Raw genomic sequence first — 15,384 nt, 5'->3', positions numbered from 1 at the left:
CGCGTGAACACCGGCATCCTGCTGCTCGTCCTGGGCGGCTTCCTGATCGGCGGCGCCTGGAGCACCTGGCGGGCGGACCCGGGCCCGCAGGGGCGCAGCGGCCCGCAGGTCGGGTTCGCGGGCATCCTGCTCATCGCCGCCGTCCTCGCCACGGCCTCGGGGATCCTCCGCCTGGTGTGAGCAAGGACCTCCTGCCCCCCACCGCTCGCACGCTCGCGGCGGGCCCCTGCAGGAGAGCCAGGACCGAGGAATGCGCGACGGCACCGCGGTGCTCGTCGGTACCGTGGCAGGCGTGAAGAAGAAGGTCGTCGTCCTCGACTACGGGTCGGGCAACCTGCGCTCGGCCGAGCGCGCCCTCGCCCGGGTGGGCGCCGACGTGACGGTCACCGCCGACTCCGCCGCCGCGCTCGACGCCGACGGTCTGGTCGTCCCGGGCGTCGGCGCCTTCGCCGCGTGCATGGACGGCCTGCGGGCCGTCGACGGGCCGCGGGTCATCGGCCGCCGGCTGGCCGGAGGGCGCCCGGTGCTCGGGGTCTGCGTGGGCATGCAGATCCTGTTCGAGCGCGGCGTCGAGCACGGTCACGACGCCGAGGGCTGCGGCGAGTGGCCCGGCGTCGTCGAGCCGCTGCAGGCCCCGGTCCTGCCGCACATGGGCTGGAACACCGTCCAGCCCCCCGAGGGGTCGGTGCTGTTCGACGGCCTGGCCGACGAGCGGTTCTACTTCGTGCACTCCTACGGCGTCCGCGAGTTCACCCTCGGCCAGGACGGCGCGGACTCCGCGCTCCGGCCGCCGCGGGTGACGTGGGCCGAGCACGGCGACCGGTTCGTCGCGGGCGTGGAGAACGGCGCCCTGTCGGCCACCCAGTTCCACCCGGAGAAGAGCGGCGACGCCGGCGCGCGGCTGCTCACCAACTGGCTGAACACGCTCTGATCGGCCCGGCGGGGATGAGAGCGCTCTCATCCCCGTCTCACCGGCCGGCCACCCGCTGCGGGCAGGCTGTCGGCCGTGCGCTCCCGGCCGGTCGTCCTGACGCTGCTCGCCGTCGCGGCGCTGATCGCGCTCGGCTGGGGTGGCTGGGCGGCGCTGCGCCCGGCGGACGCCGGCCCGCCCGGCGCGCCCGCACCGATCGTCGTCCCCGACCGTGCCCCGGGCCCGGCGCCGGTCCCGCCGGCGACGGGGAGGCCCGCGCCCTCGACCGACGTCGTCCCGCCGCCGCCGGTCGACGACGACGACGATGACGACGAGGACGGACCCGACGACGACCCGACCGACGACGGGGACGACGACGCCACCGGGGACGGCGGGCCCGACGGTGACGACTGAGCAACGGATCCGGAGCCGGCGGTGGACGCCGCGGGCGGCGCGGACCCGGATCATCGGGTGGGTCCTGCTCCTGGTCCTGCTCGCGCTGGGGCTGGTCACCTTCGTGACGTGGCGGCTGCTGGTGTCCGAGATCGACGAGCGGATGGACTCCGCGCTGCAGGCCGAGGTCGTCGAGTTCACCCAGATCGTCGGGACCGGGCTCGACCCGGAGACCGGGGAGCCGTTCGGCTCGGTGGCCGACGTCCTGCGGACCGTGATCACCTACAACCTGGCCCGGCCCAACGAGAAGTTCCTCGGCTACGTCGACGGCGTCTACCGCTTCCAGAGCCGGGTCGAGGCGCCCGTCCTGCTCAGCGCCGACGCCGCGTTCACCCGGCTCGTCGGGGACGTGACCGAACCGGCCGCGGGGCGGTACGAGAGCGGCGCGGGCGAGGTCCGCTACCTCGCCGTCCCCCTCACCCTCGACGGCGATCCGGCCCGCGGGGTCGTGGTCGTGGCCTACTTCGCCGACCAGGAGCGGCAGGCCGCCGACGACGTGGCGCAGCTGATGCTCGGCGTCGGGGCGGTCACCCTCGTGCTCGCCGCCGCGGGGGCCTGGGTGGTCGCCGGGCGCGTGCTGCGGCCCGTGCGGCAGGTGGCCGCCACCGCGGCCGGCATCACCGAGACCGACCTCTCCGGCCGCATCCCGGTGCCCGAGGGCGCCGACGACGAGCTGGCCGACCTGGCGCGCTCGGTGAACGCGATGCTCGACCGGGTGGAGCGCGGCGTCGCGGCCCAGCGCCGCTTCCTCGACGACGCCGGCCACGAGTTGCGGACGCCCATCACGATCGTCCGCGGGCACCTGGAGGTCCTCGACCCCGGCGATCCCCACGACGTCCACGAGACGGTGGCCCTGGTCGACGACGAGCTCGGCCGGATGAACCGGATGGTCTCCGACCTGCTCCTGCTGGCCCGCGCCGAGCAGCCGCAGTTCGTCCGCCTCCAGCCCGTCGACGTCGCCGCGCTCACCACCGAGGTGCTGGGCAAGGTGCGCCGGCTCGGCGACCGGGACTGGCGGCTCGGTGACACCGCCCACGCCGACCTGCTGCTCGATCCGCAACGGGTGACCCAGGCGGTGGTCGCGCTCGCCGACAACGCGGCGCACTACACCCGCCCCGGCGACCGGATCACCGTCGGGAGCCGGATCGCTGCGGGGGACCTGCGGGTGTGGGTCGCCGACACGGGCCCGGGTGTCGCCGAGGGCGACCGGGCGCGCGTGTTCGACCGCTTCGCCCGCGGGGAGGGCGGGGCCCGGCGCACCGACGGGGCGGGGCTGGGACTGGCGGTGGTGCAGGCGATCGCGGCCGCCCACGGCGGCCGGGTGGAGCTGCTCAGCCGCCCGGGCGAGGGCGCGACGTTCAGGCTGGTCCTGCCGGCCCGCCCCGCGCCACCGGACGACCCGGGCCCGGACGACGACGCCCTGGCTCCCGAGGGCCCGGACGATCCCGACTGCCCCGACCCCGACCCCGAGGGAGGCCCCCGATGAGCGCGGTGCTGATCGCCGAGGACGAGCCGCGCATCGCCTCGTTCATCGAGAAGGGCCTGCGGGCCAACGGGTTCGCCACGGCGGTGGTCGGTGACGGGCTGTCCGCGCTGGACCGGGCGCGCAGCGGGGAGTTCGACCTCGTCGTCCTGGACATCGGACTGCCCGTGCTGGACGGGTTCGCCGTGCTCCGCGCCCTGCGGGCCGAGCGCAACGCCGTCCCGGTGGTCGTGCTGACCGCCCGCGACAGCGTGCAGGACACCGTCGCGGGCCTCGAGGGCGGCGCCGACGACTACATGCCCAAGCCGTTCCGCTTCGAGGAGCTCCTGGCGCGCGTACGGCTGCGGCTGGCCGGCGCCCGCTCGGCCGAGATCACGGTCCTCACCGCCGGCGACCTCGCCCTGGACCTGCGCACCCGGCGGGCCACGGTCGGCCCGCGCACGGTGGACCTCTCCGCCCGCGAGTTCGCCCTGGCCGAGACCTTCCTGCGGCACCCGGGGCAGGTCCTCTCCCGGGAGCAGCTGCTCAGCTCGGTGTGGGGCTACGACTTCGACCCGGGATCCAACGTCGTCGACGTCTACGTGCGGTACCTGCGGCGCAAGCTCGGCCCGGAGCGGATCGAGACCGTGCGCGGGATGGGGTACCGGCTCGTCGGCTGAGACGGGCCGCGGCCGGCGCCCCGAGGGACGCCGGCCGCGGCCCGGTCGCCGGCTCAGTCGTCGCCGGGGGTGTCGGTGTCGTCCGGGGTGGCGTCGTCCGGGGTGGCGTCGTCGGGGGTGGCGTCGTCCGGGGTGGTGTCGGCCGGGCTGTCGACGGCGCTCTCGGCGGGCGAGTCGGCGGTCTCCGGAGAAGCATCGGCCTGCGCGTCCGGGCTCGCATCGGCCGCGTCCGGGGTGTCCGCCGTGTCGTCGGCGGCCACCTCGATCGACGCGGGGGCCGGCGCCGGGCCGTCGTCGGCGGCGGCGACCCCGGCGCCGGCCAGGCCCAGCCCGGTGAGGGCGGTGCCGATGGTGACGATCTTCCAGGGCGCGGGGCGTCGGGTCACGGGGTTCCTCCTGAGGTGCGGTTCTCGCGGACATCCCCACCCTCGCCGCCGCCGATGAGGCCCGCGGGAGAGCCCGATGAGGGGGCTCTCATCGGCGGCGGAGTCGCTCAGGCCGGGCCCGCCCACTCCTCGGCCAGGCCCACCCGGGCCTCCGTCGCCTCGACCCAGCCGGGCTGCTGCACCCGGAACGGGCCGGTGGCCAGCCCGATCAGCACGCCGGCGACGCGCGTCCGCAGCTCACCGGCCGGCCACCGCCCGGCCAGGTGCGCCTCGACCCGCCTCCGGTAGGCGGTCACCGGCGCCGGGGTCGCGCCGAGCTGCTCCAGCAGCGCGAGGTGGCCCAGGAGGGTGGCCCAGTCGTCGATCCGCGCCCCGGGCCCGGCGGTGTCGACGTCGAGCAAGCCCACCACGCGGCCGGCGTCGACCAGCAGCTGGGACTCGTAGAAGTCGCCGTGGACAGCGACGACGGGCTGCGGCCGCACCGCCTCCTCGACCGCGGCGACGAGCCGGTCCAGCCGGGGCACCAGCGCGGGCCGGGTCAGCCCCACCACGGTCGCGTACGACCGGGCCCGCGTCACCGGATCGGCGGGTGCGCGCCGGTCCCCCCGGACGACGGGGAGCGCGTCGAGCAGCCTCTCCAGCTCCGCCGGCCGGGGCACCGCCGCGGGATCGTCGCGTAGCGCCGCCCGCATCGGGGTGCCCTCCAGGGCCGGTAGGACGAGCACGCCGTCGTCGGTGGCGGCCAGCACGGGCGGCACGGGGACGGCGGGGGACAGCGCCGCGTGCCGGGCGGCCAGTGCGCCCGCGTGCGCCGGCCGCACGACCTTGAGGAACCAGCGGCCGGTCGCCCCGCTCACCTCGACGACGGCGCGGCGGCCCGGCCGGTAGGCGCGCAGCCGCAGCCGGACGGGTCCGGTCCCCACGCCCAGGGTCGCCAGCCGCTGCGCGGTGCGCGCCGCCGACGCCGCCCAGGACAGGCCGGGCAGCGCCGGGTCGTCCGGCCACCGCCAGAGGCCGACCGTCACCGTCGCGCCGTCCTCCCCGACCTGCCCCTCGACGACGGCGGCGCCGGGCGGGATCCGGCTGCCCGTGACGGCGGCCAGCGACTCGCGGGTGGTGCGGCCGTCGGCCCAGCCGACCTCAGCGGTGTACCGCACGGTCGCCGACCCGTCGGCGCGCAGCGACACCGTGCTCGCGCGCAGGCCCAGGAGCCGACCGGACCGGGGGGCCAGCACGGGCTCCCACACGTCGGCGGCGGGCGGCCCGAGCAGGACCTGCAGGGACGGCGGCCAGGAGGCCGTGAGGGCAGTCGACACCGGGCCAGGCTGGTCCGCGCCCGTGACGGCCCGGTGAGACCCGGATGAGGGCGCTCTCACCATCGGCCGCGGTGCACGACCTCGTCCACCCCGCGGCGGCCGCGACGCAGCGAGGGGGAGCGCCGGTCGCCGTCGCCGGGGTAGCCGACGGCCACGACTCCGACGGGCCGGTGGGTGTCCGGCACGCCGAAAGCCGCCCGCAGCGCCGCGACCCGCTCCCCGGGAACGCCGAAGAAGCAGGCGCCCAGGCCCTCGTCGACCGCGGTCAGCAGCATCAGCAGGGCGGCCATGCCCGTGTCGACGTCCCAGTACGGCACGGGCCAGCGGGCCTCGTCGCGGTCGGTCCAGCCCTTGTCGGGCTCGGCGTAGCGGTCCAGGTAGGCGTCCTTGCAGGAGAAGGGCACGACGAGGAGGGGGGCGCGGCGCATCCGGGTCAGCCAGCGGTCGGGGGTGCCCTCCCCGGTCGTGGCCGCCCAGAACGCGGCACGCTCCGCGTCGGTCTCCAGGACCAGGAACGCCCACCCCTGGCTGAACCCGGCGGAGGGCGCGCGGATCGCGTGCGCCAGCAGCCGGTCGCGGACCTCCGCGGGCACCGGCCGGTCCGGGTCGTAGTCGCGGACCATGCGGCGGCGGCGGACGACCTCGGCGAACTCCACGCCCCCAGCCTGGCACTGCAGCCGGTATGGCCCGCGCGGCGGCCTCGGGGGACCCGCGCGGGCCGCGTGTCGCGACCGGTCAGAAGTACTGCGAGCCCCCGTCCACCGACAGGTGCTCGGCGGTGATGAACCGGGCCTCGTCGGAGAGCAGGAACGCGACCGCGTCGGCCATCTCCTCGGGCTCGGCCCACGCCGGCTCGATGAACGTCGTCCCCATGGCGGCGAGCTTCGGGTTGGACGCGTTGGTCCGCTCGATCTGGGTCATCATGTCGCCGCCGCCCATGGGAGTGGCGACGCCGCCGGGGTGGAGCGAGTTCACCCGGATGCCGTGCTTGCCCAGTTCGGCGGCGAAGGCGCGGGTCATCCCCGTGACGGCATGCTTGCTGGTGGTGTAGTGGATCATGAACGGCTGCATCTTCTTGCCCGCGTAGGAGCTGGTCAGCACCATCGCCCCGCCGTTGCCGCCCGCGATGACGTGGGGCGCGGCGGCCATCACGGTGTTCCACACCCCGACGACGTTGATGTCGATGGTGTCGCGGAAGTTCTGCGGCGTGATCTCGTCCCAGGTCTGGGGCATGCAGATGCCGGCGTTGGCCACGACCAGGTCGAGCCGGCCGAGCTCGGCGACGCCCCGCTCGACGAACGCCGTCATGTCCTCGAGGTCGCGCACGTCGCCCTGGTGGGTCAGGATCTGCCGGTCCTGCGCCTCCACGAGCTTCGCCGTCTCCGCCAGGTCCTCCGGGGTGGCCGGGTCGTAGGGGACCCCGGCCGGCAGCGGGCCGGCGACGTCGAGCGCGAGGACGTCGGCCCCCTCCCGGGCGAGTCGGACCGCGTGCGCGCGGCCCTGCCCCCTCGCGGCACCGGTGACGAAGGCGACCTTGCCCGTGAACCGTCCGGTCATGCTGTTCTCCCATCGAGGCACCGGCCTCGTCGGCGAGGCCGGGACCCACCATGCCCGGGTCCGCGAGGCGGTACCACCGGGGCCGCGCGGACCGCCGGCAAGGGGTCCGCGGAACGCTCCATATCCTTGCTGCGTGCCGAAGCTGCAGCTCCTCCCCGCCGTCGACGTCGCCGAGGGCCAGGCCGTGCGCCTGGTGCAGGGGGAGGCCGGCAGCGAGACCTCCTACGGGGACCCGCTCGAGGCGGCCCTGACCTGGCAGCGCGACGGCGCCGAGTGGGTGCACCTGGTCGACCTGGACGCCGCGTTCGGCCGGGGCAGCAACCGCGAGCTGCTGGCCCGCGTGGTCGGCGAGCTCGACGTCGACGTGGAGCTGTCGGGCGGGATCCGCGACGACGAGTCCCTGGCCGCGGCCCTGGCCACCGGGTGCCGCCGGGTCAACCTCGGCACCGCGGCCCTGGAGTCCCCCGACTGGTGCGCCCGCGCCATCGCCGAGCACGGTGACCGGATCGCGGTGGGCCTCGACGTGCGCGGCACCCGGCTGGCCGCCCGCGGCTGGACCCGCGAGGGCGGCGAGCTCTACGAGACCCTCGCCCGCCTGGACGCCGAGGGCTGCGCCCGCTACGTGGTCACCGACATCACCAAGGACGGCACCCTGCGCGGGCCGAACCTGGACCTGCTCCGCGAGGTCTGCGCCGCCACCCCGCGGCCGGTGATCGCCTCCGGCGGCGTCAGCTCGCTCGACGACATCCGCGCGCTGGCCGGGCTGACCGCGATCGGCGTCGAGGGCGCGATCGTGGGCAAGGCGCTGTACGCCGGCGCGTTCACGCTGCCGGAGGCGCTGCGGGTGACGGAGCAGTCGTCATGACCGTGCTGAACCTGGGGTCGGCCAACCCGTGGGAGCCGGTCGTCGGCTACAGCCGGATCGTCGTCCGCGGTGACGCGGCCTGGGTGAGCGGCACGACGGCGACCGAGGACGGCGTCGTCGTCCACCCCGGGGACGCCGCGGCGCAGACCCGGCACGTGCTGGCCACCATCTCGCGGTCGCTGGAGCGGGCCGGGTTCACCCTCGGCGACGTCGTCCGCACCCGGATGTACGTCACCGACATCGGCCGCTGGGAGGAGGTCGGCCGCGCCCACGGGGAGGTCTTCGGGGTGATCCGGCCGGCGGCGACGATGGTCGAGGTGTCGGCGCTGATCGACCCGGCGATGCTGGTGGAGATCGAGGCCGACGCGGTGCGGGAGCCGGCAGCGTGAGCCTGGCAGTGCGGGTGATCCCGTGCCTGGACGTCGACGCCGGCCGGGTCGTCAAGGGCGTGAACTTCGTCGACCTCCGCGACGCCGGTGACCCGGTGGAGATGGCGCGCGTGTACGACGCCGAGGGCGCCGACGAGCTGACCTTCCTCGACATCACCGCCAGCTCCGGCAACCGGGAGACCACCTACGACGTCGTCCGCCGGACCGCCGAGAGCGTCTTCATCCCGCTCACCGTCGGCGGCGGGGTGCGCGGCGTCGAGGACGTCGACCGGCTGCTGCGGGCCGGCGCCGACAAGGTCGCCGTCAACACCGCCGCGGTCGCCCGGCCGGAGCTGATCAGCGAGATCGCCGACCGGTTCGGCAACCAGGTGCTCGTGCTCTCCCTCGACGCCCGGCGCTGCCGCGACGGCGCCGTCACCGACTCCGGCTTCGAGATCACCACCCACGGGGGGCGGCGCGGCACCGGCCGCGACGCCGTGCAGTGGGTCGTGCAGGCCGCCGCGCTGGGCGTCGGCGAGGTGCTGCTGAACTCGATGGACGCCGACGGCACGCTCGCGGGCTTCGACCTGGAGCTGATCCGGGCGGTGCGCCGCGAGGTGACCGTGCCGGTGATCGCCAGCGGAGGAGCGGGCGAGGTGGACCACTTCGCCCCGGCGGTGGAGGCCGGCGCCGACGCGGTGCTCGCCGCCAGCGTCTTCCACTTCGGGAAGATGCGGATCGGCGAGGTCAAGGCCGCGCTGGCCGGCGCCGGCATCCCCGTCCGCGGCGAGGCCGACCACCCGCGGTCCTAGGAGCGGCGCGGCCGGCGATGCGCCGCGACCCGTGCCGCGGTCCCCGGCGCTGCCACCATGGCGCGGTGCCCGGCTCGACGCCCGATCGGCTGGCTCGGCTGGCCGACGGCTACCTGATCACCCAGTTGCTGCACGTCGCGGTCGCCCTCGGTGTGCCCGAGGCGCTCGCCGCCGGACCGCGGGACGCCGAGGCCCTGGCCGCCGAGCTGGGCGCCCGCCCCGGCCCGCTGCGCCGGGTGCTCCGCGGCCTGGCGGCGGAGGAGGTGCTGGCCGAGCACGCCGACGGCCGGTTCGCCCTCGCCGACGCCGGCCGGCTGCTGCAGCCCGGCGTCCCGTCGTCGATGCGCGGCGCGGTGACCGCCCGGGCCGACGTCTACTACGGCGCCGCGGCAGGCCTGCTCGACGCGGTCCGCACCGGCGGCACCCCGTTCGAGCTCGTGCACGGGCAGGCCTTCTTCGCGAGCCTGTCCGCGCAGCCGGAACGGCGGGCCGCCTTCCAGGCGTCGATGGCCGACCGTTCGGCCCGCGAGGCCAGGGCGGTGGTGGACGCCTACGACGTGTCCGGCCTCGCCTCGGTGGTCGACGTCGGCGGCGGCCGGGGCACCCTGCTGCGGGCGGTGCGCGACCGCGCGCCGCGCGCCCGGCTGATGCTGTTCGACCTGCCGGAGGTCGTCGACGGCAGCGACCTCACCGCGGTCGGCGGGGACTTCTTCGTGCAGGTGCCCGGCGGGGCGGACGCCTACCTGCTCTCCCGCGTGCTGCACGACTGGGACGACGCCGAGGCGCTGCAGGTGCTGCGGACGTGCCGCGCGGCGATGCGGCCCGACTCGCTGCTGCTGGTCGTCGAGGCGGTGCTCCCGGAACGGGCGGTGGACGACCCCGCCGCGGTGCGGATGGACCTGCACATGCTCGTGCTGCTGCACGGTCGCGAGCGGACCGCGGCGGAGTACGCCGCCCTGCTCCACACGGCGGGGCTGCGGCTCACGGCCGACGTCGCGACCGATGCCGGGGTGCACGTGCTCGAGGCCCGCCCGCGGTGACGGAGTCGCTCGGTGACGGAAAGCGTCACCGAGCGACTCCGCTCACGACTGCTCGACGCGGGCGACGGCCGTGCGGCCCGAGGTCCACAGCAGCAGCTCCATCGGGTCGCCGGCCAGGGTGGTCCCGGCCTTGCCGATGCGCTTCTCCACCCCCGGGACGTCGGTGCGGCGCAGCACCAGTCCGCGGCGGACGCGCCGGGCGAACAGCGTCGCGGTGCGCCACAGCTGGTCGCGGTCGGCCTGCGGGAGGTCGCGGGGCTCCCAGCCCGGCTGGGCGCGGCGGAGGTCCTCGTGGTGGATGGCGTACTCGCCGGCGTTGACGAGGTTGGACAGCGCGGGGATGCCCATGGGGGTCCACTTCGGCGGGCCGGTCCGGACGGCGGCCACCACCTGGGCGAACGGCGTCCGGGTGCGGTACTCCTCCTCGAGCCGGGCCGAGTGGGCGTGCAGGCGCTTGCCGATCGGCAGCGTCTCCAGGGCGTAGCCGGGGCCGGCGTCGGGCCTGCGGTCGCGGACGACGAGGTGGGCGGCGAGGTGCGCGCTGGTCCAGCCCTCGCAGCAGGTCGGCGCGTCCGGGCCGACGGCGTCGAGGAGGTCGGCCAGGGCAGCGCGCTCGCGGATGGCCAGGGGGGCGGGGGAGGACGTCACGGCGCGAGGTCTACCAGGCCCGACGCCGGAATGCAGCGGCCGGCCGGGCGTTGAGCGGTTAGCGTGCCTAACGAGACGCGCGAGCGTCGCCCGATCACCTGAGGAGTGCCGTGTCCCGCCGCCGAGACGCCGTCGTCCGGCGCGGTTTCCGCCACATCGGCCGCGCGGTGCGCGAGCAGCCGGGCATGTTCGCCCTGGCCGTCGCCGCCAGCAGCCTGTACGGCGCGATGACCGTGGCCAGCGCCTACGTGATCGGGGAGATCACCGACCGCGTCGTCTTCCCGGCCTTCGACGAGGGCGCCACCACCGCAGCGGCCCTCACCCTGGCCGCGGTCGCCATCCTCGGCGTCGCGCTGTTCAAGATCGTCGGCATCCTGGGCCGGCGGCTGTTCGCCGGGATCATGGGCTACCGGCTGCAGGCCGACTACCGCCGCCGGGTCACCGGCCAGTACCTGCGCCTGCCGCTGGCCTGGCACCAGCGCCACCCCACCGGCCAGTTGCTCTCCAACGCCAACTCCGACGTCGAGGCGGCCTGGTTCTTCGTCTCGCCGCTGCCCTTCGCCGTCGGCGCGCTGGTGATGATCGCGATCACCGTCGGCGCCCTGGTGGTCACCGACCCGCTGCTGGCGGTGATCGGACTGGTCGTCTTCCCGCTGGTGTTCGTGGTCAACGTCGTCTACTCGCAGGTGATGAGCCCGCGGATGCAGCGGGCCCAGCAGTTGCGCGCCGAGGTCAGCGAGATCGCCCACGAGAGCTTCGACGCGGCCCTGGTGGTCAAGACCCTGGGCCGGGAGGACGTCGAGACGCGGCGCTTCGCCGGCAAGGCCACCGAGCTGCGGGACGGCCTGGTGGCCGTCGGCCGGGTGCGCGGGCTGTTCGACCCGCTGATGGAGGCGCTGCCCAACCTCGGCACCCTCGCCGTCCTGCTGGTCGGCGCCGGCCGGGTGGCCGACGGCGCGACCGGCGCCGGTGACCTGGTCTCGGTCGCCTACCTGTTCACCTTGCTCGCGCTGCCGATCCGCGCGATCGGCTGGGTGCTCGCCGACCTGCCGCGCGCGCTGGCCGGCTTCGACCGGGTGACGCCGGTGCTCGCCGCGACCGGGGAGACGCCCTACGGCACCGAGTCCGCCGTGGCGGCCGCGGGCGGCGCGGTGCTGACCCTGGACGGCGTCGGCTACACCTTCGACGGCGTCTCCCGCCCGACGCTCTCCGACGTCACCTTCGACGTCCCCGCCGGGACGACGGTCGCCGTCGTCGGGCCGACCGGGTCGGGCAAGTCCACGCTGGCGGGCCTGCTCGTCCGGCTGGTCGACCCGGCCGACGGCACCGTGCTGCTGGACGGGCTGGACCTGCGCCGGCTGCGCGAGGGCGAGCTCAGCGGGGCGGCCGCGTTCGTCGCGCAGGGCACCTTCCTGTTCGACGACACGGTGCGCGGCAACGTCACCCTCGGCGCCGACTTCTCCGACGCCGAGGTGCTCGCCGCCCTGCGCACGGCGGCCGCCGACGACTTCGTCGCCCGCCTGCCCGACGGCATGGACACCCGGGTCGGCGAGCGCGGCGCGAGCCTGTCCGGCGGGCAGCGGCAGCGGATCGCGCTGGCCCGGGCGGTCGTCCGCCGCCCCCGGCTGCTCGTGATGGACGACGCGACCAGCGCCGTCGACCCGTCCGTGGAGGCCCGGATCCTCGACGCCCTGCGCGACACCGATCCGCCGGCGACGGTGGTGGTGGTCGCCTACCGGCAGGCGACGATCGCGCTGGCCGACGAGGTGGTGTGGCTGGAGGGCGGCCGGGTGCTGGCCCGCGGCAGCCACGACCAGCTGCTGGCCGAGGTCCCCGGCTACGCGGCGCTCGTGCGCGCCTACTCCCACGACGAGGTGGTCGCGTGACCACCGCGGAGATCACCGGGCGGTCCGAGGGCGCCCTGCGCACCCTGCGCCGCGGGCTGCGGATGATGCCGGAGTTCCGCCGCGGGCTGCCCGCGACGTTCGGCCTCGCGCTGGTCGCCACCGCGGGCCGGGTCGTGGTGCCGATCGCCGTCCAGCAGGTCATCGACCGCGGCCTGGCCGCGCCCGGTGGGCCCGACATGGACTTCGTGCGCACCACGGTGGCCCTGTGCGCGGTCGTCGTGGTGATCACCGGTTTCGCGGTGTTCCGGATGAACGTGCGGCTGTTCCGCACCACCGAGACGGCCCTGGCGGGCCTCCGCACCCGCGCCTTCCGCCACGTCCACGACCTGTCGGTGCTGCACCAGCAGGGGCAGCGCCGCGGCTCGCTGGTGTCGCGGGTGACCAGCGACGTCGACCAGCTGTCCACGTTCATGCAGTGGGGCGGCGTGCTGGGGGTGGTGAGCCTCGGCCAGCTGATCGTCGCGACAGTCGTGATGTTCGTGTACTCGTGGCAGCTGACGCTGCTGGTGCTGGCCTGCTTCGTGCCCCTGGCCTTCGCCGTGCGGTTCTTCGCCCGGAAGCTCGCCACCGTCTACGGCGTGGTCCGCGAGCGCGTGGGCGACGTGCTGGCCGCCGTCTCCGAGGCGGTCGTCGGCGCCTCCACGGTGCGCGCCTACGGCGTGCGCGAGCGCACCGCCGCCCGCCTCGACGCCGCCATCGACCGGCACTACCGCGCCCAGGTCGAGGCCCAGAAGACGACGGCGGCGGTCTTCGTCAGCGGTGAGCTCGTGGCCTCGTTCGCCAACGCCGCGGTCATCGTCGTCGGCGTCCTCCTCGGCCTCGCCGGCGACATCACGCCCGGCACCCTCATCGCCTTCCTCTTCCTCGTCTCGCTGTTCGTGGCGCCGGTGCAGACCGCCAGCGAGGTGCTCAACGAGGCCCAGAACGCGGTCGCCGGCTTCCGTCGGGTGCTCGACGTCCTCGACACCGAGCCCGACGTGCGCGACCCCGCCGCGGACGGCGCCGCCGCCCGGGACCTGCCCGACGGCCCGCTGGGCGTCCGCTTCGAGGGCGTCGGCTTCCGCTACGCGCCCGACGCCCGGCCCGCCCTCAGCGGCGTCGACCTGGAGCTCGTGCCCCGCCGGCGGGTGGCGATCGTGGGGGAGACGGGCTCGGGGAAGACGACCTTCGCCAAGCTGGTCACCCGGCTGATGGACCCCACCGAGGGGCGACTGCTGCTCGGGTCGCCGGCCGCCGGGTGGGTGCCGCTGGACGAGGTCGCCTTCGCCTCCCTGCGCCGGCGGGTGGTGATGGTGCCCCAGGACGGCTACCTGTTCGACGCGAGCGTCGCCGCCAACGTGCGCTACGGCCGGCCCGGCCTCACCGACGCGGAGGTGACCGAGGCCTTCACCGACCTCGGCCTCGGCGACTGGCTGGCCGGGCTGCCCGCCGGGGTGGACACCCCCGTCGGGCAGCGCGGTGAGTCGCTCTCGGCCGGCGAGCGGCAGCTGGTGGCGATCGCCCGGGCCTACGTGGGCGACCCCGACCTGCTGGTGCTGGACGAGGCCACGAGCGCCGTCGATCCGGCCACCGAGCGCCGGCTCACCGCCGCGCTCGACCGGCTCACCAGCGGCCGGACGACGCTCACCATCGCCCACCGCCTCTCGACCGCCGAGCGCGCCGACGAGGTGCTCGTCGTCGACGAGGGCCGGGTCGTCCAGCGCGGCAGCCACGCCGACCTGGTCGACGTCGAGGGCCCCTACGCCCGGCTGCACGCCTCGTGGCGCCGGTCGTCGAGCGGGCAGACCGAACCGGTCGGCTGAGCGGGGCGCCCCGACGACCCGTCGCGGCCCCGCCGCAGGGGCCCGCCGCGAGCGTGCGAGTGGTGGGGGGCGGTGGGGTCCTTCAACTAGCCTGCGGCGGTGCCCTCCTCCAGTGCCGCGGCCGACCGTCCCGGCTTCTTCCGGCCCTGGGGAGCGGGCCGCATGCCCTGGCAGGCGGCCGTGGCCGCGGGTGTCGGGCTGTTCGGGGTCGTGCCGCTCGCCTTCACCGTCTTCGTCATCTACGCCCTCGGCGGCCTGGACTCCGACACGGCGCGCGACCCGTGGATCTATCCGCTGTTCCTCGCCCCGCTGCTGGTGCTGGTCGGGTCGCTGCTGCTCCTGGCCGGGCGCAGCCGGGTCTGGCTCGTCGTCGGGGCGGCGGCCGCGGTCGGCGCGGGGCTGACGATCATCGGGGTCGGCAGCTCGGCGGGGGAGCCGGTCGGGGCGTGGCCGCTGCTGCTGGCGCTGTGCCCGGTGGTGGCCGCCGCCATCGCCCTGCGGCCTCCGGTGGGCCGTTGGCTGGCCGGCCGGCCCGGCCGGGTGCCCCCTCCGGCCTGAGGCCGGACGCCGCCGGCCCCTGCCGGTCCCTGCCGGTCCTCCTACGCTCCGGCCATGCCACCCGCCCCCCGCCGGTCCCCGCGGGCAGCGCGCGGTCGGCCGGTCGCCGGTCGCAGCGGTCCCCGCCCGGCGGCCCCGCACCCGCTGGCCCGCGCCGGCGTCCGCGGCCCGGCCGCCCCGCAGCGGCCGCTGACCGTCCCGTTCGCCGTCGCCTTCGCCGTCCTGGTCGCCCTCGAGGAGCTCTACCTCGGGTGGCTGGTGTGGGCTCCGGACCGGGAGCTGCACTGGTTCGTGCTGCTCGCGGTCGCGGCCGCCGTCTGGGCGCTCGCGGGGGCGGTGCTCGTCCACCGGGGCCGGCCCCGGGCCTGGCTGGTGCTGGCCGCGGCCAGCACGGTCCCGCTGCTGTTCCTGCTCGGCCTGGCGCTGCTGTTCGGCGCCCTGGGCGGGGCGGAGGAGGTGTGGTGGGCGCTGGCGATGCTGGTCGGCCCGGTGGGCTGCCTCGTCCTGTCCGCGGGCCGGCCGATCCGGGAGTGGACCGCGCCGCGGCGGGGCGTTCCGGGTCCGCGGCGCGGCGTCCCGGCCCCGTTCGGCCGCCGCCGGGACACCGCCGCCCGCTAGCG

The 15,384-nt window shown here is 76.2% G+C and carries 18 protein-coding genes; 13 read left to right on the top strand and 5 right to left on the bottom strand.

The genetic code is table 11. The features are described from left to right. Window positions 1-3: 3 nt before the first annotated feature. The 5 genes from BMY88_RS23855 (at window position 4) to BMY88_RS12930 (ending at window position 3,505) form a co-directional block, all read left to right on the top strand. Window positions 4-180 (top strand): hypothetical protein, encoded by a 177-nt coding sequence (locus tag BMY88_RS23855; protein ID WP_170861092.1) that lies wholly within the window; start codon window positions 4-6, stop codon window positions 178-180. Between the two features lie 70 nt (window positions 181-250). Next, a complete protein-coding gene (hisH, locus tag BMY88_RS12945) occupies window positions 251-931 on the top strand; it encodes an imidazole glycerol phosphate synthase subunit HisH (protein WP_091943772.1) in 681 nt (226 codons plus the stop codon). Between the two features lie 75 nt (window positions 932-1,006). Beyond that, the gene (locus BMY88_RS12940) at window positions 1,007-1,324 is read left to right on the top strand and encodes a hypothetical protein (RefSeq protein WP_091943769.1); all 318 of its coding nucleotides are present in this window, start codon (window positions 1,007-1,009) and stop codon (window positions 1,322-1,324) included. Continuing rightward, a complete protein-coding gene (locus BMY88_RS12935) occupies window positions 1,314-2,849 on the top strand; it encodes a sensor histidine kinase (RefSeq protein ID WP_244524655.1) in 1,536 nt (511 codons plus the stop codon). The genes BMY88_RS12940 and BMY88_RS12935 overlap by 11 nt, the downstream gene beginning before the upstream one ends. Continuing rightward, window positions 2,846-3,505, top strand: a complete 660-nt coding sequence (locus tag BMY88_RS12930; protein WP_091943765.1) for a response regulator transcription factor — start codon at window positions 2,846-2,848, stop codon at window positions 3,503-3,505. Before BMY88_RS12935 ends, BMY88_RS12930 begins: the two co-directional genes overlap by 4 nt. A gap of 53 nt (window positions 3,506-3,558) precedes the next feature. Here the strand turns inward: BMY88_RS12930 and BMY88_RS12925 are convergent, their stop codons facing one another. From BMY88_RS12925 to BMY88_RS12910, 4 genes are all read right to left on the bottom strand, one after another. Continuing rightward, window positions 3,559-3,891 carry a hypothetical protein gene (locus BMY88_RS12925; protein WP_091943763.1) on the bottom strand — a complete coding sequence of 111 codons (333 nt, stop codon included), beginning with the start codon at window positions 3,889-3,891 and terminating at the stop codon, window positions 3,559-3,561. A gap of 107 nt (window positions 3,892-3,998) precedes the next feature. Next, window positions 3,999-5,207 (bottom strand): phosphotransferase family protein, encoded by a 1,209-nt coding sequence (locus BMY88_RS12920; protein ID WP_091943761.1) that lies wholly within the window; start codon window positions 5,205-5,207, stop codon window positions 3,999-4,001. A gap of 56 nt (window positions 5,208-5,263) precedes the next feature. Further along, window positions 5,264-5,863, bottom strand: coding sequence for a nitroreductase family protein (locus BMY88_RS12915; protein ID WP_091943759.1), 600 nt, complete (start codon window positions 5,861-5,863; stop codon window positions 5,264-5,266). Window positions 5,864-5,942: 79 nt separating this feature from the next. Then, entirely contained in the window at window positions 5,943-6,764 is an 822-nt protein-coding gene (locus BMY88_RS12910; protein ID WP_091943756.1) for a mycofactocin-coupled SDR family oxidoreductase, read from the bottom strand. 133 nt (window positions 6,765-6,897) lie between these two features. Between BMY88_RS12910 and priA the strand changes: the two genes are divergently transcribed. The 4 genes from priA (at window position 6,898) to BMY88_RS12890 (ending at window position 9,849) form a co-directional block, all read left to right on the top strand. Then, a complete protein-coding gene (priA, locus tag BMY88_RS12905) occupies window positions 6,898-7,629 on the top strand; it encodes a bifunctional 1-(5-phosphoribosyl)-5-((5-phosphoribosylamino)methylideneamino)imidazole-4-carboxamide isomerase/phosphoribosylanthranilate isomerase PriA (RefSeq protein WP_091943754.1) in 732 nt (243 codons plus the stop codon). Then, a complete protein-coding gene (locus BMY88_RS12900) occupies window positions 7,626-8,018 on the top strand; it encodes a RidA family protein (RefSeq protein WP_091943750.1) in 393 nt (130 codons plus the stop codon). Before priA ends, BMY88_RS12900 begins: the two co-directional genes overlap by 4 nt. Then, a complete protein-coding gene (hisF, locus tag BMY88_RS12895; RefSeq protein ID WP_091943748.1) occupies window positions 8,015-8,809 on the top strand; it encodes an imidazole glycerol phosphate synthase subunit HisF in 795 nt (264 codons plus the stop codon). Before BMY88_RS12900 ends, hisF begins: the two co-directional genes overlap by 4 nt. Window positions 8,810-8,874: 65 nt before the next feature. After that, window positions 8,875-9,849: a methyltransferase gene (locus BMY88_RS12890; RefSeq protein WP_170861091.1), complete on the top strand. Its 975-nt coding sequence runs from the start codon at window positions 8,875-8,877 to the stop codon at window positions 9,847-9,849. Window positions 9,850-9,891: 42 nt separating this feature from the next. Here the strand turns inward: BMY88_RS12890 and BMY88_RS12885 are convergent, their stop codons facing one another. Then, window positions 9,892-10,497 (bottom strand): TIGR03085 family metal-binding protein, encoded by a 606-nt coding sequence (locus BMY88_RS12885; protein ID WP_091943745.1) that lies wholly within the window; start codon window positions 10,495-10,497, stop codon window positions 9,892-9,894. A gap of 110 nt (window positions 10,498-10,607) precedes the next feature. Between BMY88_RS12885 and BMY88_RS12880 the strand changes: the two genes are divergently transcribed. From BMY88_RS12880 to BMY88_RS12865, 4 genes are all read left to right on the top strand, one after another. Then, a complete protein-coding gene (locus tag BMY88_RS12880) occupies window positions 10,608-12,383 on the top strand; it encodes an ABC transporter ATP-binding protein (protein WP_091943743.1) in 1,776 nt (591 codons plus the stop codon). Then, window positions 12,380-14,206 (top strand): ABC transporter ATP-binding protein, encoded by a 1,827-nt coding sequence (locus tag BMY88_RS12875; RefSeq protein ID WP_244524654.1) that lies wholly within the window; start codon window positions 12,380-12,382, stop codon window positions 14,204-14,206. Before BMY88_RS12880 ends, BMY88_RS12875 begins: the two co-directional genes overlap by 4 nt. A gap of 99 nt (window positions 14,207-14,305) precedes the next feature. Then, entirely contained in the window at window positions 14,306-14,764 is a 459-nt protein-coding gene (locus BMY88_RS12870) for a hypothetical protein (protein ID WP_139220469.1), read from the top strand. 54 nt (window positions 14,765-14,818) lie between these two features. Continuing rightward, entirely contained in the window at window positions 14,819-15,382 is a 564-nt protein-coding gene (locus BMY88_RS12865; RefSeq protein WP_091943739.1) for a hypothetical protein, read from the top strand. Window positions 15,383-15,384 lie beyond the last annotated feature (2 nt).

Source organism: Trujillonella endophytica (genome assembly GCF_900110555.1).
Classification (GTDB): domain Bacteria; phylum Actinomycetota; class Actinomycetes; order Mycobacteriales; family Geodermatophilaceae; genus Trujillonella; species Trujillonella endophytica.
The sequence above is the reverse complement of the archived record's forward strand: the minus strand, read 5'-3'. Positions and strand labels throughout refer to the sequence as shown.

Bases quoted from the DNA above. Each gene is read 5' to 3' on its own strand.
- BMY88_RS12865 (WP_091943739.1), top strand. From the start codon at position 14,819: ATGCCACCCGCCCCCCGCCGGTCCCCGCGGGCAGCGCGCGGTCGGCCG.
- BMY88_RS12910 (WP_091943756.1), bottom strand. From the start codon at position 6,764: ATGACCGGACGGTTCACGGGCAAGGTCGCCTTCGTCACCGGTGCCGCG.
- BMY88_RS12930 (WP_091943765.1), top strand. From the start codon at position 2,846: ATGAGCGCGGTGCTGATCGCCGAGGACGAGCCGCGCATCGCCTCGTTC.
- BMY88_RS12900 (WP_091943750.1), top strand. From the start codon at position 7,626: ATGACCGTGCTGAACCTGGGGTCGGCCAACCCGTGGGAGCCGGTCGTC.
- hisH (WP_091943772.1), top strand. From the start codon at position 251: ATGCGCGACGGCACCGCGGTGCTCGTCGGTACCGTGGCAGGCGTGAAG.